The 18,347-nt window shown below is 73.5% G+C and carries 17 protein-coding genes; 8 read left to right on the top strand and 9 right to left on the bottom strand.

Annotated elements, in window-relative coordinates; translation table 11 throughout:
• Window positions 1-11: 11 nt before the first annotated feature.
• From ACGFX4_RS10940 to ACGFX4_RS10930, 3 genes are all read right to left on the bottom strand, one after another.
• Window positions 12-1,373, bottom strand: a complete 1,362-nt coding sequence (locus ACGFX4_RS10940; protein WP_393071843.1) for a hypothetical protein — start codon at window positions 1,371-1,373, stop codon at window positions 12-14.
• A gap of 166 nt (window positions 1,374-1,539) precedes the next feature.
• A complete protein-coding gene (locus ACGFX4_RS10935) occupies window positions 1,540-3,000 on the bottom strand; it encodes a glutamate synthase subunit beta (protein ID WP_393071841.1) in 1,461 nt (486 codons plus the stop codon).
• Window positions 3,001-3,103: 103 nt separating this feature from the next.
• Window positions 3,104-3,508 (bottom strand): VOC family protein, encoded by a 405-nt coding sequence (locus tag ACGFX4_RS10930; protein ID WP_393071839.1) that lies wholly within the window; start codon window positions 3,506-3,508, stop codon window positions 3,104-3,106.
• Window positions 3,509-3,580: 72 nt separating this feature from the next.
• Between ACGFX4_RS10930 and ACGFX4_RS10925 the strand changes: the two genes are divergently transcribed.
• Complete coding sequence (locus ACGFX4_RS10925; RefSeq protein ID WP_393071837.1) at window positions 3,581-4,027, top strand: MarR family winged helix-turn-helix transcriptional regulator; 447 nt, start codon at window positions 3,581-3,583, stop codon at window positions 4,025-4,027.
• 10 nt (window positions 4,028-4,037) lie between these two features.
• Here the strand turns inward: ACGFX4_RS10925 and ACGFX4_RS10920 are convergent, their stop codons facing one another.
• A complete protein-coding gene (locus tag ACGFX4_RS10920; RefSeq protein ID WP_393071835.1) occupies window positions 4,038-6,992 on the bottom strand; it encodes a polysaccharide lyase family 8 super-sandwich domain-containing protein in 2,955 nt (984 codons plus the stop codon).
• A gap of 218 nt (window positions 6,993-7,210) precedes the next feature.
• Between ACGFX4_RS10920 and ACGFX4_RS10915 the strand changes: the two genes are divergently transcribed.
• The 3 genes from ACGFX4_RS10915 (at window position 7,211) to ACGFX4_RS10905 (ending at window position 9,158) form a co-directional block, all read left to right on the top strand.
• Window positions 7,211-7,585 (top strand): VOC family protein, encoded by a 375-nt coding sequence (locus ACGFX4_RS10915; RefSeq protein WP_393071833.1) that lies wholly within the window; start codon window positions 7,211-7,213, stop codon window positions 7,583-7,585.
• Between the two features lie 128 nt (window positions 7,586-7,713).
• The gene (locus ACGFX4_RS10910; protein ID WP_393071831.1) at window positions 7,714-8,370 is read left to right on the top strand and encodes an NADPH-dependent F420 reductase; all 657 of its coding nucleotides are present in this window, start codon (window positions 7,714-7,716) and stop codon (window positions 8,368-8,370) included.
• 44 nt (window positions 8,371-8,414) lie between these two features.
• Complete coding sequence (locus ACGFX4_RS10905) at window positions 8,415-9,158, top strand: PIG-L deacetylase family protein (protein ID WP_393071829.1); 744 nt, start codon at window positions 8,415-8,417, stop codon at window positions 9,156-9,158.
• Here ACGFX4_RS10905 and ACGFX4_RS10900 read toward each other — a convergent pair.
• The 3 genes from ACGFX4_RS10900 to ACGFX4_RS10890 all read right to left on the bottom strand — a co-directional run bounded on the left by ACGFX4_RS10900 (window position 9,122) and on the right by ACGFX4_RS10890 (window position 10,898).
• Window positions 9,122-9,859: a DedA family protein gene (locus ACGFX4_RS10900; RefSeq protein WP_393071827.1), complete on the bottom strand. Its 738-nt coding sequence runs from the start codon at window positions 9,857-9,859 to the stop codon at window positions 9,122-9,124. The genes ACGFX4_RS10905 and ACGFX4_RS10900 overlap by 37 nt on opposite strands.
• 94 nt (window positions 9,860-9,953) lie before the next feature.
• The gene (locus ACGFX4_RS10895; protein ID WP_345701077.1) at window positions 9,954-10,154 is read right to left on the bottom strand and encodes a DUF1918 domain-containing protein; all 201 of its coding nucleotides are present in this window, start codon (window positions 10,152-10,154) and stop codon (window positions 9,954-9,956) included.
• 81 nt (window positions 10,155-10,235) lie between these two features.
• Window positions 10,236-10,898: a TetR family transcriptional regulator gene (locus tag ACGFX4_RS10890; RefSeq protein ID WP_393071824.1), complete on the bottom strand. Its 663-nt coding sequence runs from the start codon at window positions 10,896-10,898 to the stop codon at window positions 10,236-10,238.
• A gap of 168 nt (window positions 10,899-11,066) precedes the next feature.
• Between ACGFX4_RS10890 and ACGFX4_RS10885 the strand changes: the two genes are divergently transcribed.
• Both ACGFX4_RS10885 and ACGFX4_RS10880 read left to right on the top strand, forming a co-directional pair.
• Window positions 11,067-12,461, top strand: a complete 1,395-nt coding sequence (locus tag ACGFX4_RS10885; protein WP_393071822.1) for an ABC transporter substrate-binding protein — start codon at window positions 11,067-11,069, stop codon at window positions 12,459-12,461.
• Between the two features lie 82 nt (window positions 12,462-12,543).
• Window positions 12,544-13,869: a GH1 family beta-glucosidase gene (locus ACGFX4_RS10880; protein WP_393071820.1), complete on the top strand. Its 1,326-nt coding sequence runs from the start codon at window positions 12,544-12,546 to the stop codon at window positions 13,867-13,869.
• A 71-nt stretch (window positions 13,870-13,940) separates the two neighbouring features.
• Here the strand turns inward: ACGFX4_RS10880 and ACGFX4_RS10875 are convergent, their stop codons facing one another.
• Entirely contained in the window at window positions 13,941-14,366 is a 426-nt protein-coding gene (locus ACGFX4_RS10875; protein ID WP_393071818.1) for a hypothetical protein, read from the bottom strand.
• 129 nt (window positions 14,367-14,495) lie between these two features.
• On the bottom strand, window positions 14,496-15,458 hold the full coding sequence (locus ACGFX4_RS10870; protein WP_393071816.1) for a DUF389 domain-containing protein: 963 nt from the start codon (window positions 15,456-15,458) through the stop codon (window positions 14,496-14,498).
• A 140-nt stretch (window positions 15,459-15,598) separates the two neighbouring features.
• Here ACGFX4_RS10870 and ACGFX4_RS10865 point away from each other — a divergent pair, with 140 nt between their 5' ends.
• The gene (locus tag ACGFX4_RS10865) at window positions 15,599-17,422 is read left to right on the top strand and encodes a glycoside hydrolase family 15 protein (protein ID WP_393071814.1); all 1,824 of its coding nucleotides are present in this window, start codon (window positions 15,599-15,601) and stop codon (window positions 17,420-17,422) included.
• Complete coding sequence (locus ACGFX4_RS10860) at window positions 17,419-18,345, top strand: cyclase family protein (protein WP_393071812.1); 927 nt, start codon at window positions 17,419-17,421, stop codon at window positions 18,343-18,345. Before ACGFX4_RS10865 ends, ACGFX4_RS10860 begins: the two co-directional genes overlap by 4 nt.
• Window positions 18,346-18,347 lie beyond the last annotated feature (2 nt).

Here is an 18,347-nt window from a genome sequence, read left to right as displayed (position 1 = left end):
CGCACACGGCGTCAGAACGGTGGCTCGGCGGAGTACGGGCCGTCCGGGACGGGAAGGACCGGTTCGGCCCTCGGCTGCTGGAGGACACGGACCGCGTCCTCGACGCGGCCGAGGTCGATGAGGTGCTCGGCCAGCCGGCCAGTGTGCGAGTCCGGGTGCTGTTCGAGGACGGCGACGGCCTCTGCCGTACGGCCGGCCGCGGCGAGCAGGTCGGGCAGGTGCCACGCCGCGTACCAGGAGCTGCCCTCGGGGTGCGCGCGCACCAGCTCGACCGCCTCGTCGAGTCGGCCGCAGGCGGCCAGGAGCGGAAGCCGCATCGCGAAGAACTCCCAGTCCTCCCGCCCGCCCCGGCGCGCCTTGAGGGCGTCGAGGTAGGCGAGGCCGTCGCCGGCCCGGCCGTCGTCGGCGTACAGGGCGCACAGCGTGTGGACGATCCAGTCCTCCGCGCCGCCCGGCGCGTCCGCGAACGTGCGCAGCTCCTCGATCGCCTCGCCGCCCCGCCCGTGACGGGCCAGCAGTTCCGCCAGCAGGACCGCGTGATTGCCCCCGACGGCCGGGCCGCCCGGCTTCCGGTACGCGGCGACCGCGCCTTCCACGTCGCCTCGTGCCTCCAGCTCCTCGGCGAGCCGCTGTGCGGCGTACCCGAGGGGCTCCGAGGCCGCGTACACGCGCAGTTCCCCGATCCGGCCGTGTCGGGCCAGCAGGTCGGCCAGCGGGTCGCGGGCGTTGACGCACAGGGCGTCGCCGGTGCGCAGCAGCGCGATCGCGTCCTCGACCCGCCCCTGGCGCTCCCGGAGGGCGGCGAGCAGGTTGACCGCGTTGTCCGGCTCGATGCGGGTCCGGTCGCAGGCGGGGTCGTCGCAGGCCGGGGTCGCGGCAGCGATCCGGGCCTCCAGCAGGGCTGCGGCCTCCTCGTCCAGGCCCGCAGCCTCGGCGACCTCCACCAGGCACTCGGCGAGGAACCAGTCCTCGATGCCGTGCCGCAGCAGGGCGAACGCCTCGGAGCCGCGGCCGTGACGGGCCAGCAGGCGGGCGAAGTAGTCCAGGGCCGTCCGGTCCCCGGCCTCCGCATACGGGCGGGTCAGCTCGATCGCCTCCGGCGCCCGCCCCCAGCCCTCCAGCAGCTCCGCCCGGGCCCGGGCGGCGGTCCACCAGCCCGTCGCGACGTACGGCGCCAGGACCTCGTCCGCCTGCTCGCGTCGGCCGCGCTCGCCCAGCAGTCGCGCCCACGCCAGCGCGCAGAACCACTCCCCGCGCCCGGCCTGGAGCTCTACCTCCCGTTCGTGCCCCCGTTCGAGGAGACGGGCCACCAGCGGCGGCGGAATGCACCCGGACAGGGTCCGGGCCCGGCGGTCGAGATCAGCAGCGTCCACGGCAACGCACCCTAGTGTGGCCGGGCCCGTCACCGGGAACGGCCACCCGGGTCGTGGCGGCGGGCCCGCGGTGAGTGCGGGTCCGGCGTCGCCACCGTGCATGTCGGGCCGCTGCTCGCGGCGCCGGCGGACCGCCGGGGTGCCCGACCCGGTGGCGCCGTGGGTGTCACGGGATCAGGGGGTGGTCGGCCGGGGTGATGGGGGTGGGGAGGTCGGTGGTGCCGCGCAGGTAGTGGTCGACGGCGGCGGCCGCGGCGCGGCCCTCGGCGATGGCCCAGACGATCAGGGACTGGCCGCGGCCCGCGTCGCCCGCGACGAAGACGCCGGCGGTGGCGGTGGCGAAGTGGGCGTCGCGGGCCAGGGTGCCGTGCGGGCCGAAGGCGAGGCCGAGCTGGCCGGCGAGCGGGCTGTCGGGCTCGGGGCCGGTGAAGCCGAGGGCGAGCAGGGCGAGTTGGGCGGGGAGGGTGCGTTCGGTGCCGGCCTCGGGCCGGCGGTCGCCCGGGGTGGCGTGGGCGAAGCGGACGGAGGCCAGCCGGCCGTCCGGGCCCGGGTCGAAGCCGACGGTGGTGGCGGCGAAGACCCGTGGCTCCTCGCCGGCCTCCTCGTGCGAGGCGGTGCGCCGGTAGACCTTCGGGTGGACGGGCCAGGGCTGTTCGGCGGCGCGGTGGTCGGGCGGTCGCGGGTTGATGTCCAACTGGGTGACGGACGTGGCGTGTTGGCGCAGTGCGGTGCCCAGGCAGTCGGCGGCGGTGTCGCCGCCGCCGACGATCACCACGTGCCGGCCCTCGGCGGTGAGCGGCGGCCGGGGGAAGTCGCCCTGGTCGGCCCGGTTGGCCTGGGTGAGGTAGTCCATGGCGTGCCGGACGCCGGGCAGGTCGTGCCCGGGGGAGGGGAGTTCGCGCGGTGCGGTGGCGCCGACGGCGAGCAGCACGGCGTCGTGGTCGGAGCGCAGCCGGTCGGCGGGCAGGTCGCGTCCCACGTCGACGCCGGTGCGGAACCGGGTGCCCTCGGCGCGGAGTTGGTCGAGCCGCCGGTCCAGCCGGTGCTTCTCCAGGCGGAACGGCGGGATGCCGTAGCGCAGCAGCCCGCCGAGCCGGTCGGCGCGCTCGTACACGGTGGTGGTGTGCCCGGCCCGGGTGAGCTGCTGGGCGGCCGCCAGCCCGGCGGGGCCGGAGCCGACCACGGCGACCCGGCGGCCGGTCTGCCGCTCGGGCGGGCGGGGGCGGTCCACGCCGATCTCCCAGGCGTGGTCGGCGAGCGCCAGCTCGATGTTGCGGATGGTGACCGCCTCGGAGTCGATCGCCAGCACGCAGGCGCTCTCGCAGGGGGCGGGGCAGAGCCGCCCGGTGAACTCCGGGAAGTTGTCGGTGGCCAGCAGGTGGGTGGCGGCGGCCCGCCAGTCGTCGCCGGCGGCGAGGGCGTTCCAGTCCGGGACGAGGTTGCCCAGCGGGCAGGCGTTGTGGCAGAAGGGCAGGCCGCAGTCCATGCAGCGGGACGCCTGCTCGCGGACCAGGGGGAGCGGCGGGCGGCCGCCGTCGACCTCCGCCCAGTCCTGGACGCGCTCCTGCGGCGGCCGCCGCGTTCGGGCGCGGCGGGGGGTGGTGAGGAAGGCCCTCGGGTCTGCCATCGCGGCCTCCGGCTGCGAAACCCGTTCGTGTGGCCACGGTACGCCTGTGGGCCGGGCAGCAACAGGGGAGACCGGTGGCGGGCCGGGCCACCCCGGGCGCCCGTCAGTAGGACTGGAGCTCCAGCAGGGTGCCCTCCGGGTCGCGGAGGTGGGCGGTGCGCAGGCCCGGACCCCACTCGGGGCGGTCGGCCGGTGCGGTGACCGGGGTGGCGCCGTACCGGAGGCACAGGGCGTGGCCGGCGTCGACGTCGGGGACGTGGCAGACGAACATCAGCGCGTCCTGGGCGTCCGCGGTGGCGGGGAGCGCGTCGGTGCCGACGGCGGAGGCGAGGGCGGCGCGGTCGAAGAGCGAGAGCAGGCCCTGCCCGTCGACGTCCCAGTGGGCGTACGGCCCGACGGCGCTGCCGCGGACCAGGGTGGCGCCGGTCAGCTCGGGCAGGACGGCGGCGTAGAACGCGAAGGCGTCGGCGAAGCGGGTGGTGAGCAGGCGGGGGTGCAGGGCGTCCATGGCGAGCGCTCCGGAAGGGCGAGAATTAGTGGGTCGACACCCACTATAGGTGCAGACCCTAGAATCGTGGGCATGAACGATCCGGACGCCGTCCCGCCCAGCCTCACCGCCCTCAGCACCTACCTGCTCTCGCGGGTCGGCAAGGCCGCCCGTACCGCCCTCGGTGAACGCCTCGCCGAGCGCGGCCTGCGGCTGTGGCACATGGCGGTGCTCGCCGCACTCGCCGACTTCGGCCCGCACGCCCAGCGCGACCTGGCCGCCCGGCTGCGCATCGACCCGAGCGACCTGGCCAAGGCGGTCGACCAGCTGGCCACGGCCGGGCAGGTCGAGCGCAGCCGCGACCCGGCCGACCGCCGGCGGGTCTCCGTCACGATCACCCCCGCCGGCCGCGCCGCGCTCGCCGAACTGGACGGCGAGGCCCGGCAGGTGCAGGACGCGCTGCTCGCCCCGCTCGACCCGGCCGAACGGGCGCAGCTGCACGCCCTGCTCGGCCGGGTCTTCGACGCCCTGCCCCAGTAGCCTCCGGCCCTCAGGACGTGATCAGCTCCAAGTGGGGCTGGAAGGCGGCGCTCTCGCGGCTGTTGAGGTTGACCGCGAGCCCGACCGCGCCGAGCGGCTGCCACACCGCGAGGGTGACCGGGCCGCCGGTGGTGACAGCGGCGGTGACGTCCAGGCCGACCCAGTCCGCGGCGGTCGAGATCGCGCCGGTGCCGAGCGCCGTGGTCGGGGCGGGGGAGCGGTTCCAGGTGACCGCGGTCTCCGTCCAGCTGTCGGCGGTGGTGGCGAAGGCCTGCAGCGAGGTCTGGGTGCCGCCGGAGTCGGCGACCGCGCCGCGCACCCAGAGCACCGCCCGGCGGACCGTCCCGCCCACCCCCGAGGTGTCGAAGGACAGCAGTGCCCGCCGGCTGTAGCCGCTGCCGGACGAGTTGGTGTTCTTCACGGTCAGCGTGGTGGCGGTGCCGTAGTTGGTGTCGCCGTACGAGCCGTCGCGGACGTAGGCGTCCTGGGTGGGCGCGAGCCGGGTCGCGGTGGCCGGGGCGGGCGCGGTACCGGTGGTGCGCAGGGTCACGGTCCGGCTCGCGCCCTGGGTGCCGCCGAGCTCGACCAGCAGGGTCACCGCGGCGCCGGTGGTCAGGACGGTGACGCCGGCCGCCGGGTCGGCCGTCCGGTAGCCGGACCGGGCGACGGTGACCTGGACGGTGGAGGCGGTCCGCCCCGGGTCCGCCACCGTGACGGTCATGGCGCCGCCCGACTCGCGGACCAGCACCGAGGCCGGTGCCGACACGGTGATCGGACCGGCCGTCCCCGCGGCGAAGAAGTTGCCGGCGGTGACACCCGAGGCGCTGTCGGAGACCGCCTGCACGGACGCGGAGTTGGCCAGCACGGTGACGGTCGGGGCGGCCGAGCGGGCGGCGGCCGTCGCGGCGTCCGCGCCCGGCATCAGCAGGTAGGAGTAGCCGGCGCCGGACGGGTCGGTGCCGTGGTCGACCCAGAGCGTCAGGTAGCGGCGGGTCAGCGCCTCGGTGGTGCCGCCCCCGTTGATGTCGTGCCAGCTGCCGGTCCGGGCCTCGCGCAGCGCGTTCACGCTCGCCCCGCCGGGGAACAGGTAGGCGCCGAAGCCGGAGATCGCGGCCCAGCGGGCGCCGGTGAAGCGCTGCGACCAGCCGAGGGTGGCGGGCTGCGCCGTGCCGTCCACGGTGAGGGCGTGCTGGCCGGTCGGGCCGAGGTTGCGGTTGTCGACCACGGTCTCCACCGGCACGCCGTCGGTGCAGCTGATCCCCGCGCCCAGGCAGACGACCGTGTCGTCCAGCAGGAACCAGGACTTGACCCCGCTCAGGGTCGAGGACAGGCCGCGCACGGCCTGCCCGGCGGCCGCGTAGGTGCCGTCGCAGGCGCCGCCCGCCCAGGTGTTGTCCGGGCGGGCCGCGCCCCAGGCGCCGCCCGCCGCGTCGGCCAGCGGCTTGGTGGAGACGGTGGTGCCGGGCAGCCGGTACGGGTTCACGGTCGGCCAGAAGGCGTCCGCGTACTGGCCGTTGCCGAAGGTCGAACCCCACCAGGCGAGCAGGCCGTTGTTGGTGTGCCAGCCGCGCAGGTTCTCGCCGTTGCCGGTCTCGTAGAAGGTGGTGCGGGCCGAGCACATCGCCAGCGAGGCCGCCCAGCCGGCGCGGCGGACCACCGCCCGGTCCATCGCGAAGACCCGGGCGCCGGTCGGCTCGGGGGCGGCGGAGGTGGCGGAGTCGTTCACCAGCGCCTGGGCGCGGGCGAGTTCGGGGACGTCCACGGCGGCGTCGGTGAGGTACGGACGGTAGTAGTCGCGGGCGATCCAGCCCTTGACCGCCGCCCGCCACGCCGCCGACTGCGCGGCCGGTGCGGCGCCCGAGTCGGCGAGCCGCAGGATGTGCCCGATGATCGTGTGCCCGCGCCCGTGGTCGTCCTGCTGCAGGTGCAGCGCGTCGCTGCTCTGCAGGCCCCGGCTGATCGCCCGGCCGCTCACCGAGTCCATCACCAGGCCGTTGTAGAGGAACGGCGCGTACGCCGCGTCGACCGCGTCGAACACGGTCTGCCGCTGCGGGTCGGTCACCGCCCAGGCCGAGCCCGCGAGCAGGCCGAAGAGCTTGCTCAGCCCGCCGAGCAGCACCTCGCCGTACGAGCCGGTGTACGGCACCCAGGTGTGCTGCACGAACGAGCCGTCCGGGTAGAGGCCGTCGCCGGTCAGCACGTACGGGAAGACCGGGGAGAGCGAGGAGGAGGCGAGCGCCAGCTTGGCCGAGCTCTTGCCGATCACCCCGCGCAGGGCCAGGACCCGGCAGAGGTCGACCCGGTTGGCGCCGGTGGAGGTCCCGGTGTAGGAGGAGACCTTGGAGTCGGGGACCGAATGGTCCACCGCCGCGCAGTAGTTGGCGATCTGGGTGGCGGTGAGCAGCGGCTGGACGAGGACGCAGGTGTCGAGCAGCGCCTGCGGGGTGCCGATCTGCCAGTCCCACCAGTTGTTGTAGTTGGTCGCGGTCGGGGTGTACGCGATCGCGTGCAGGTGGTCCAGGCCGGTGGTGACGGCGGTGGCGAGCGCCGCGTCGGCGGTCGAACCGGTCCCGGGCTGGGCCCAGGCCAGCGCCATGGTGCGCAGGCGGAGGTAGCTGGAGGTGATGTTGGCGGAGACCGTGCCGAGCGGCAGGTCCGGCCAGAGCGAGCCGGCGGTGGGCGCCATCGCCGCCTGCTGGGTGCGGGCCCGGTCGCCGAGGGAGGCGAGGGAGCCGGCGAACGGCTGCGCGGCCGGGTCGAAGCCGGTGCCGGTCAGCAGCGCCTGCCAGCGCAGGCGGAGCGTGTCGTACGCGTCGGCGGCGAAGGCCGACTGCCCGCCGAGGACGGACCAGGCGCCCGCGGCGGCCAGGCCCACGGCGGAGGCCTGGAGCAGGCGGCGACGGGAGAGCGGGAGGCGGGCAGGGGAGAGCGGGAGGTGGGTGGGGGAGTGCGGCTCGGGGATCAAGGGGGCTCCTTGCCGGGTGCGACCTCGCGGCGCACGGCCGCCGGGGCGCCGTGGGGGTCGGCGCAGCGGCGCCCGGGCGGCGCCGCACCGCGCCGGGCGGGTGTGACGGTAAGCGCTTTCCCGGCCGGACGTCAACGGATGGTGCAGACCGCGCCGGATCACCACCCGCCCGTCGTGTTCCCCCGCGCCCGCGGCCGTCCCGGCCTAGAGTCGGCCGCATGGCCTTGGTGTGGGAACAGATCGTGGTGGACTGCGCAGACCCGGTGGCGCTCGGAGAGTGGTGGGCGCGGGCGCTGGGGTGGGTGGTGGTGGACGACTCGGCCGAGGAGTACGAGATCAGGCCCGCGCCCGACCGGCTGCCCGGCCTGCTGTTCGGCGTCAACCCGGACCGCAAGGCCGGCAAGAACCGCCTGCACCTGGACCTCCGCCCCGACGGCGACCAGGAGTCCGAGGTGCGGCGGCTGCTGGCGCTCGGCGCCACCCGCCCCGACATCGGCCAGAGCGGCGACGAGCCGTGGGTGGTCCTCGCCGACCCGGAGGGCAACGAGTTCTGCGTCCTCGCCGCGCCGAAGGACCGCGCGAGCGGGTCGTGAACGGGGTGTGAGGTGAACTGGCGGCGCGACGGCGGAATGCGATCACCCGTCAGGAGTGTTCGGGCTAGGGTGTGCGAGGTCGGCGCCGGTCCGGCGCCGGGTGGTACGTGAGCGGAGTGGAGACGGGGATGCGTTTCGGAGTCATCGGTACCGGGACGGTGGGGCGTACGCTCGCCGAGAAGCTGGTCGAGCTGGGCCACGAGGTCACCCTCGGCTCGCGGACCAAGGACAACGCCGCCGCCAACGACTGGGCGGACCGCGCCGGGCCGTACGGGCACGCGGGCACCTTCGCGGAGGCCGCCGAGTTCGGCGAGGTCGTGCTGAACGCCACCTCCGGCACGGTGTCGCTGCAGGCACTGGAGGCGGCCGGCGCCGAGCGCCTGGCGGGCAAGGTGCTGATCGACGTCTCCAACCCGCTGGTCTTCTCCGCCACCGGCGAGCTCTCGCTGGAGCCGGTGAACACCGACAGCGTCGGCGAGCAGATCCAGCGGGCCTACCCCGAGACCTTCGTGGTGAAGGCGCTGAACACGGTGACCGCCCCCGTGATGGTCGACCCGGCCCGGATCCCCGGCGAGCACAACCTCTTCATCGCCGGTGAGGACGTCGAGGCGAAGGCCAAGGTCCGTGCCGTGCTGGAGGAGTTCGGCTGGCCCGCCGGCGCGATCATCGACCTCGGCGGGATCGAGGCCGCCCGCGGCATGGAGATGATGATGCCGTTCTGGATCAGCATGATGCGCCACCTCGGCCACGCCGACTTCAACTACTCCATCCGCACCGCGAACTGACGAACCGACGCACCGACGAACCGACGCACGGACCGGGAACCGCCATGACCGAACAGCCCCCGCCCCCCTTCGAACCCGTCGACGAGGACTGGCAGACCGCGCTCGCGATCGTCGCCCACCCCGACGACATGGAGTACGGCGCGGCCGCCGCCGTCGCCCGCTGGACCGCCCAGGGCAAGACCGTGGTCTATGTGATGGTCACCAGCGGCGAGGCCGGCATCGACGGCATGGACCCGGAGCAGTGCCGGGCCGTGCGCGAGCAGGAGCAGATCGCCTCCGCCGCGATCGTCGGCGTCGACGTGGTCGAGTTCCTCGGCCACCCCGACGGCGTGATCGAGTACGGGCTGCCGCTGCGCCGCGACATCGCCCGCGCGGTGCGCCGGCACCGCCCGGACATCGTGATCACCACCAACTTCCGTGACACGTACGGCGGGGTGTTCCCCAACCAGGCCGACCACATCGCGGTCGGCCGGGCCACCCTGGACGGCGTCCGGGACGCGGGCAACCGGTGGGTGTTCCGGGAGCTGGTCGCCGAGGGCCACGAGCCGTGGGACGGCGTCCGGCAGGTCTGGGCCGCCGCCTCGCCCGACGGCCGGCACGCCGTCGACACCACCGAGCACTTCGACGCCGGCGTCGCCTCGCTGGAGGCGCACCGCGCGTACCTGGACGGGCTCGGCGAAGGGCCGATGTCGGACGCGGCCGGGTTCCTGGAGTCGATGTCCCGGGCGACCGGCACCCGGCTCGGGGTGCGCTACGCGTCCTCGTTCGAGGTCATCCCGCTGCGCTGACCCGGCGCGGTCGGCCGGCCGTCCGGCCGGGCGGACCCGCCCGATCCGGCGTTCTCGTCCAGGTCGGCGGGCCCGCCCGGGCCGGTGGTGCCCGCTCGGTCGGGGGTGCCCTCCCGGTCGGCGGGCCCGCCCGGACCGCCGCCACCGCCGCGGCGCGAGCGCAGACGGCGCAGCAGCGTGCGCGCCAGCAGCGCCAGCACCACCGCGCCGGCCAGGACCAGCAGCAGCACCTGGTACCGGACGGCCTGCCGGTACAGCTCGTCCAGGTTGTCGCCCGCAAAGTAGCCCACCGAGGCCCAGACGCCGACCCAGAGCAGTGCGCCGACCACGTTGGCGGGCACGAACCGGCGCCGCGGCATCTCACTGGTGCCCGCGATGATCCCGTTGGTCTGCCGCAGCCCGTCCACGAACCGGGCGCCGGTCACCACCTGGGCGCCGTGCCGGTCGAAGAAGCGCTCGGCCTTGGCCATCCGCGCCGGGGTCAGCCGGACGTACCGGCCCCAGCGGTGCACGAAGGCGTGCCCGCCGGTGCGGCCGAGCAGGTAGCCGAGGCTGTTGCCGACCACCGCCGCGACCACCGCGATGGCGACCACCGCGGCGATGCTCATCCGGCCGGTGCCGGCGTAGACGGCGGCCAGGATCAGGATGGTCTGGCCGGGCACCGGGATGCCGCAGTTGTCCAGGCACACCAAGACCCCCACCGCCGCGTAACCGTAGTCGTCGAGCAGTGGGGCCAGGTGGGCCAGCGGGCCGGGTAGGTCGGTGATCAGGGGTTCCTTCCGGCGGGGCCAGGTATCAGCGCTGCTCCTCGGCGTTGCGGTGCTCGACGACGCAGTCCGGCCCCGGGTAGACGAGTCCCGTGTGGCCGTCCTCGAAGCGCACCATGTACGGCGGCTCGCCGTCGGCCCCGCGGACCTCCAGGATCTCGCCCTTGCGGTCGATCATGCCGATGTTGCGACTGTACATGTGGACGTGGTCACCCACTGTGGCTTGCATGCTCTGCTCCCAGGGGGGTGCGGGCGGATGCCTTGACTCCACTCTGCGGCGGGTACCGGCGGCCCGCAATGGAAGGACCGGTCACGCCGCCGGCCGGGCGAGGTAGCGCAGCAGCACCCGCTTGCACTCGGCGATCAGCGCCGGGTCGCCGTCCGGAGCGACCCGGAACGCCAGCTTGAGCACCGCGTCCGCGCACTCCATCGCGACCCGCAGCGACACCCCGTACCCCGGGTCGGCGAACAGCTCCCCGCCGATCGCCCGCAGGCGCACCGCCACGGCGGCGTTGTTGTCGAGGTCGTCGTCGAGCAGGTGGGTGTCGTCGCCGAAATCGGCCGGCACCGCGTCGACCAGGCCGAAGTCCAGGTGCCCGAAGCCGGGGACGGTCCGCTTCATCGCCACGAACTCCTCCACCGCCAGGTCGACGAAGGTCGCGAGCGAGCCGGGCCCGGCGGCGCCGGCGGTGCGGGCGGCGAGGCGGGCCAGGTAGGCGGTGAGGTTGCGCTCGGCCAGCGCGGCGAGCAGGCCCTCGCGGCCGGAGAAGAACTGGTACAGGGTGCCGATCGGCACCTCGGCGCGCTGCGCGACCTCCTTGGTGGTCAGTGCCCCGGCACCGACCTCGTCCAGCAGCCCCGCGCAGGCGTCGAGCAGCCGCTCGTACCGCTCCTGGCTGCGCTGCTGCACCGGCCGCCGACGGACCGCAGCCCCACTGCCGCCCCGCTCGCCGCTGTCCGTCCGCGCTCTCATGGCGCCACTCTGCCGCATCCGCGCCTGACGAGGCGAATCACCGTCGGACGTTCGGCCTGCGATCCCCGCAACCCGCTCAGTGTTACGAAATTGCCATGACAAGCGAACTTCTTACAAACATCTGTATGATCCGTGACCCCTGCCCCTGCGCCCGAAGGGTCCACCCGCATGAACAGGCACCTGCTCGTCCGGAGACCGGTCGTTCTGCTCGCCCTGGCCGGCCTGGCGCTCTCCAGCGCGGCCTGCGGCGGCCCCGGCACGCCCTCGGTCGACGGCGGCACCGACGGCCCGGGCCCCTGGGACCCGCTGGACCCGAACACCGCGGTGACCCTCTCGATCGACTGCATGCCGCCGACCAGCAAGCCCGCCGAGCGCAAGCAGTGGGTCGACGACGTCGAGGCGTTCCGCAAGCTCTACCCGCGCGTCACCCTCACCTCCAAGGACGCCTTCCCCTGCGAGGAACCGGCCGCGTTCGGTGCCCAGCTCAAGGCGGGCACCCAGAGCGACCTCTACTACAGCTACTTCACCGACCTGGGGAAGGTCCTGGAGGCGGACGCCGCCGAGGACATCAGCGCCTACGTCAACGACAAGTCCGTGCCGGCGCTCGGGGACATCGACCTCTCGGTGCTCACCACCCTGAAGCACGACGAGAAGCTGTACGGCCTGCCGATCTCCAACTACAAGATGGGCCTGATCTACAACCGCAAGCTCTTCGCCCGGGCCGGACTCGACCCCGACAAGCCGCCCACCAGCTGGCCCGAGGTCCGCGAGGCGGCCAGGAAGATTGCCGCGCTCGGCGGCGGCGTCAACGGCTACGGCGACTACAGCACCGGCAACCAGGGCGGCTGGCACTTCACCGCCGAGCTGTACGGCCTCGGCGGCGCCGTCACCACCCCCGCCGGCAGCAAGGCCGACTTCAACACCCCCGACGGCCGCAAGGTCCTGCAGAACCTCCACGACATGCGGTGGACCGACAACTCCATGGGCACCGAGCAGGGCCTCAAGTGGCCCGACCTGATGACCCGGATGGCCGCCGACAAGCTCGGCATGTACGTCGGCGCCCCGGACGACATCACGTACATGGTCCAGACCCTCAAGGGCAACTACAACGACTACGGGATGGGCCCGATGCCGGGTGGCGGCGCGGCCCTGCTCGGCGGCGCCGACTACATCTTCAAGAAGGGGCTCACCCCCGACCAGATCAAGGCCGGGATCGCCTGGATCAACTTCAAGTTCCTCACCATCGGCAAGGGCCAGTTCGACTACGCGCGGACCAGGAACGACGGCCTGCCGGTGGGCCTCCCGCAGCCCTTCTTCTTCGTCGGCGGGAGCCTGAAGGCCGACAACAGGGCCAAGGCCGCCGCGGCCACCGTCCCGGTCGACAACTACGCGCCGTATCTGGCCAACCCCGTCCCCGGAAAGATCGAGCCGCCCTACGCGCAGCAGATCTACAAGATCCTGGACGCGGCGGTCGCCGCCGTCCTCAAGGACCGGAACGCCGACATCCCGAAGCTGCTTGCCGACGCCGAGAGCCAGGTGAACCAGCTACTGGCGCAAACGTGAGGACAGCTCATATTGTGGCGGCATCCGCGTGGCCCTCGTGGACCGCGTGGCCACCGTGAGATCGTCGACAGGGAGCCCGGCCGTGCCGCACCGCATCAACCTCCCGCAGGACTTCCGCTGGGGCGTCGCCACCGCCGCGTACCAGATCGAGGGCGCGGCGGCCGAGGGCGGCCGCGGCCCCTCGATCTGGGACACCTTCTGCGACCGCCCCGGCGCCGTCCGGGACGGGCACAGCGGCGCCCGGGCCTGCGACCACTACCACCGGTATCCCGAGGACATCGAGCTGATGCGCGGCCTCGGCCTCGACGCCTACCGCTTCTCGATCGCCTGGCCGCGCATCCAGCCCACCGGCGCGGGGCCCGTGAACGCCGCCGGGCTCGACTTCTACGAACGGCTGGTCGACGGACTGCTCGACGCCGGCATCACCCCCTTCCCGACGCTCTTCCACTGGGACCTGCCGCAGGCCCTGGAAGACGCGGGAGGCTGGCTGAACCGCGACACCGCGCACCGCTTCGCCGAGTACGCGGCCGTCGTCGCCGACCGGCTCGGTGACCGGGTGCCCGCCTGGATCACCCTCAACGAGCCCTTCGTGCACATGGTCTACGGCTACGCGCTCGGCATCCACGCCCCCGGGCACGCCCTGCTGCTCGACGCCCTGCCCGTCGCCCACCACCAACTGCTCGGCCACGCCCTCGCCGCCGGCGCGCTCGCCGAACGCGGCGCGCAGGTGCTGATCGCCAACAACTGCACGCCGGTCCGGCCCGCCAGTGGCTCCGCCGAGGACACGGCCGCCGCCGACGCGTACGACGCCCTCCACAACCGGCTCTTCAACGACCCGCTGCTGCTCGGCCGTTACCCCGACCTCGCGGCGTACGGCGTCGGGCCCGACCTGGGCGGCGCGGTCCGCGACGGCGACCTCGCGCTGATCGCCGCCGCCCCGCTCGACGGCCTCGGCATCAACTACTACAACCCCACCCGGATCGCCGCCCCCACCGAGCCCGGCCTCCCGTTCAGCGAGGCACCCATCGACGGCGTCCCCCGCACCCACTTCGGCTGGCCCGTCGTCCCCGACGGCCTGCGCGAACTGCTCGTCGGCCTGCGCGAACGCTACGGCGCCGCCCTCCCGCCCGTCACCATCACCGAGAACGGCTGCTCCACCGACGACCTGCTCGACGACACCGCCCGGATCGACTACCTGGCCGGCCACCTCGACGCCCTCGCCGCCGCGAGCGCCCAGGGCGTCGACGTGCGCGGCTACTTCACCTGGTCGCTGCTCGACAACTTCGAATGGGCCGAGGGCTACCACCAGCGCTTCGGCCTGGTCCACGTCGACTTCGAGAGCCAGAAGCGCACCCCGAAGGCCTCCTACACCTGGTACCGCGACCTGATCGCCGCCCACCGCGGATAGCCGCCACCCGAACCACCGGACCGCGGGCGTTGTGGGGCGCCCGCGGTCCGGTCGCCCGCCGCGTCGGGACACTAGGCTTCTCGGTGCATTCCGGCGCACAGTGCCCAGATGATGAAGATGTCGATCGCGATCAGCACGATGGACCAGAACGGGTAGTGAGGCAGCCAGACGAAGTTGGCGAGCATACTCAGACCCGCGAGCACGACGCCGACCGCGCGAGCCCACACCGCTCCGGTGAAAAGCGCGGCGCCGGCGAGGGCGACGACGACTCCAAGAATGACGTGGATCCAGCCCCAGCCGGTCGAGCTGTAGGAGAACGTGTAGGCCGGACCGACGATGACGGCGTCCGCGTTGATGGCCGAGATGCCCTCGAAGACAGCCATCACCCCACCGAAGATCATCAAAACGGCGGCCAGGACGGTCCAGCCGGTGACGAGCCCGCTCGGCCCTCCCCGGGCGGTGCCGTTCGTCGGAGGTCCGCTGATGTTGCTGCCCATGGCAGGCTCCTCTCCGGACGGAAGGTTTTGGCGACGGGCCATGTGACCGGGCCCGGATCGACAGTCTCCGAATCCAGCCTGTCACCGGAGAAGCCGGTGGGCATTCTGCGGAGTCGCTGCTGAGCGGCGTCACGCGTCTGACGTTCGCCCGGCTTGGCGCCGCGAGGCACTGATCCTTCGCCAGATGGCGCGCTGGAGCCGCAGGACGAGGACACCCATCACCACCAGGACGACGATGTTGAGCAGCAGTTGGAGGAACGAGCCCCAGGCCTCGTGATAGCTGCCGAACGCGCAGGAGACCGCCAGGTCGGAGGCGGCGGGGATGGTGGTCACCGAGATGAAGACGCCGAGCAGCGCGCTCGTCCTCGCCTCGGTGAGGGAGACGATTCCGACGATGCCGGCCAGGACGGCGACGACGACCGAGAAGAAGTTGGGTGTGTCGATCAGGTTGGAGACGGGCCGGATGCCCAGGGTGAACGCCTTCGGCTGGAGCCCCAGCCCGCGGATCAGCAGGGCGAAGGCGAACGTGGTCACGATGGCCAGCGCGAATCCCAGGGTCAGGGCCCGTACACCCCGCCGTACGCTTCGCCGCACGCCGCGGTCGAGGCCGAGCGCGATGGCGGTGATGGCCCCGTACTCCGGTCCGACCACCATCGCGGCGACGATCAGGATCTGGGAGTTGGTGAGGATCCCGACCGCGCCGATGAGGCCGGCGATGACGAGGTAGACGTAGAAGCTCGGCAGGTACGTCCCCTCGGCGCGGATCCGCGCCTCGACCGCCGCCCAGAGGGGCGCGTGGGCGAGCGCCCCGAGCTGGCCGGTCTCGGCCGCCGCGGCCCGTGCGGAGAACGCCATGTCGACCGGCTCGACCACGATCGAGCCGTGCCGGTCGAGGTGCAGTTCCCGCAGGCCGCGGAGCACGTCGTTGGCCGCGCCCTTCAGGATGTCGCACTGGATCGCGTCGCCGTCGGGGTTGCGGGCCAGGCCGCGCTGGACCACAAGGTTGAAGACGTACCGGTCGTCGGCCAGCAGGTCGACGATCCGGTCGGTGAGCTCCGCCGGGCTCACCGCGCGGACATGGATCATGTCCATCCAGGCCTCCACCGCTCCAGGTCGCCATGGGGTCCGGGCGGGCCCGCCGGTCCCATCGAGCGCACAGGCGGAACATATCGGACAGTGGCAACAGAAGGACTTTTATCGGACGGAGTCCGGCAGACCTTCGGAGAAACGCCATGGAGCGCTACCCACTCATCGCGGACCACGGCCTCGTGGGCGACCTGCAGACCACGGCCCTGGTCTCGGCGGAAGGCGTCGTGGACTGGTTCGCGGCCCCGAGATTCGACTCGCCGAGCGTGTTCGCCGCGTTACTGGACCATGAGCGGGGCGGCTACTTCCGCCTGTCGCCGGAGCACCCCGAGGACACCCGCAAACAGCTGTACTACCCGGACACGGCGGTGCTGGTCACCCGCTTCATGTCGCCGGACGGGGTCGGCGAGGTGGTGGACTGGATGCCGCCGGACCGCACCAACCGCGCCACCGACCGGCACACCCTGACGAGGCTGGTGCGGGCGGTGCGCGGCACTGTCCGCTTCACGATGGAGTGCCGGCCGCGGTTCGACTACGGGCGGGCCGCGCACGAGCTCCGGCTGGGCCCCGAGGGCGCCTCCTTCCGCGCGCCGGGCATGGCCGCGCACCTGCGGGCCACCTTCCCGCTGGAACGGGACGGCGACGACGTCCGCGGCGAGGTGGTCCTGAACGCGGGCGAGTACGCCGGGGCCGTGCTGACCGTCTGCGGACCGGACGGCGAGGTGCCCGGGCTGCTCGACCTCGAGGCGGTCAAGGCGGAGGAGTGGGAGGTCGTCGACTTCTGGCAGGGCTGGGTGCGCACCTCCCACTACCGGGGCCGCTGGCCGGACATGGTGAACCGCTCGGCCATCACCCTCAAGCTGCTCACGTACTCGCCCACGGGCGCGCCGATCGCCGCCGCCACCATGGGCCTGCCCGAACAGGTCGGCGGTGAGCGCAACTGGGACTACCGCTACACCTGGGTCCGCGACGGCTCGCTGTCGGTCCGGGCACTGTTGGACCTCGGGTTCGTCGAGGAGGCGGCCAGGTTCACCAACTGGCTCGGCAACCGGATGCGTGATCGCGCGGACCTCCCGGGGGAACGCCTGCAGATCATGTACCGGGTCGACGGCGACCCGGAGCTCAGCGAGGAGATCCTGGAACACTTCGAGGGCTACCGCGGCTCCTACCCGGTACGCGCCGGGAACGCCGCCGCCGACCAGCTCCAGCTCGACATCTACGGCGAGGTGATGTACGCGCTCGCGGAGGGCAACGAGCTGGGCGCGCAGTCCGGTTACCACGGCTGGAAGGGGCTCGCCCGGACCGTCGACTGGCTGGCCGACTCCTGGGACCGGCCCGACGAGGGCATCTGGGAGACCCGCGGCGGGCGGCAGAACTTCACCTACAGCCGGGTGATGTGCTGGGTCGCCCTCGACCGCGCCATTCACCTGGCGCACGAGTACAGCCGGCCCGCCGACACCGCCCGCTGGACGACGGCCCGCGACGCCATCCTCGAACAGGTCATGGAACAGGGCTGGAGCGAGACCGAACAGGCGCTCGTCCAGCACTACGACGGCGACGTCCTGGACGCCTCGCTGCTGGTCGTCCCGCGGGTCCGCTTCCTGGCACCGAAGAGTCCGGGCTGGCTGAACACCCTGGACGCGATGGAGCGCAAGCTGGTCTCGGACAGCCTGGTCTACCGCTACGACCCGGCCGCTTCGCCGGACGGCCTGCGCGGCTCGGAGGGCACGTTCAGCCTGTGCACGTTCCTGTACGTGGACGCGCTGGCCAGGGCCGGGCGGCTGCGGCAGGCGCGCTACACCTTCGAGAAGATGCACACCTACGCCAACCACGTCGGCCTGTTCGCCGAGGAGATCGGGCCGAGCGGTGAGCAGCTCGGCAACTTCCCGCAGGCGTTCACCCACCTCGCGCTGATCATGGCCGCCACCACGCTCGACGAAGCACTCGACGAGCGGCAGCGGCGCGGATGACCGTGCGACAGACCGGGCTGAGCGCAGCCGAGTTCGGCGAGCTGTACCGGACGCTGCGCTCCCGCTCGGCCTGGGCCGCCGGTGAGCAGGGTGCGCTGGCCGCGCTCACCCCCGCGCGGGTGGCGGCCGCCGCGGGCGAGGTGCGGACCGGCCGGACGGTCGGTCTCGCCGCGCCCGTGGAGACCGGGCCGGGACCGGACAACCCCGAGCCGGCGCAGCACCGGATGACGGCGGTGCCGGACGGCCGGTCGGGCGGGCTCGACTTCGCGATGGACCGCTTCGCCATGAACGTGCACGGTGACGCCGACAGTCACCTCGACGCCCTGTGCCACGTGGTCTACGACGGCACGCTGCACGGCGGCGTTCCGGCGGACGGCGTCACGGCGTCCGGAGCCGCGGCGCTGTCGGTCGAGGTGGCCCGGGACGGGATCGTCGGCCGCGGCGTGCTGCTCGACATCCCGAGACTGCGCGGCGTGCCGTGGCTGGAGCCGGGCGACCACGTCACCGAGGACGACCTGGCGGCGGCCGAGGCCGCCCAGGACGTCCGGGTGGGGGAGGGCGACCTGCTGCTCGTCCGGGTGGGCCATCGCAGGCGCCGCGCCGAGCTCGGGGCGTGGCCCTCGGCGCGGGCGCGCGCCGGGCTGCATCCGTCCGCGCTGGAGTTCCTGGCGGACCGCCGGGTCTGCCTGCTCGGCGGCGACGGGAACAATGACACCGCGCCGAGCTCGACGGAGGGTGTCGACTTCCCGGTGCACGTCCTGGCTGTGCACGCGATGGGGCTGCACCTGCTGGACTACCTGCAGTTCGAGGAGTTGGCGCCGCTGTGCGCGCAGGAGCGGCGGTGGTCGTTCCTGTGCGTGGTCGCCCCGCTCCGGCTGCCGGGCGCCACCGGCTCCCCGGTCAACCCGATCGCCGTGCTGTGAGG

This window comes from Kitasatospora sp. NPDC048365 (genome assembly GCF_043200835.1).
Classification (GTDB): Bacteria; Actinomycetota; Actinomycetes; order Streptomycetales; family Streptomycetaceae; genus Kitasatospora; species Kitasatospora terrestris.
This window is presented reverse-complemented; position numbering and strand designations above follow the sequence as displayed.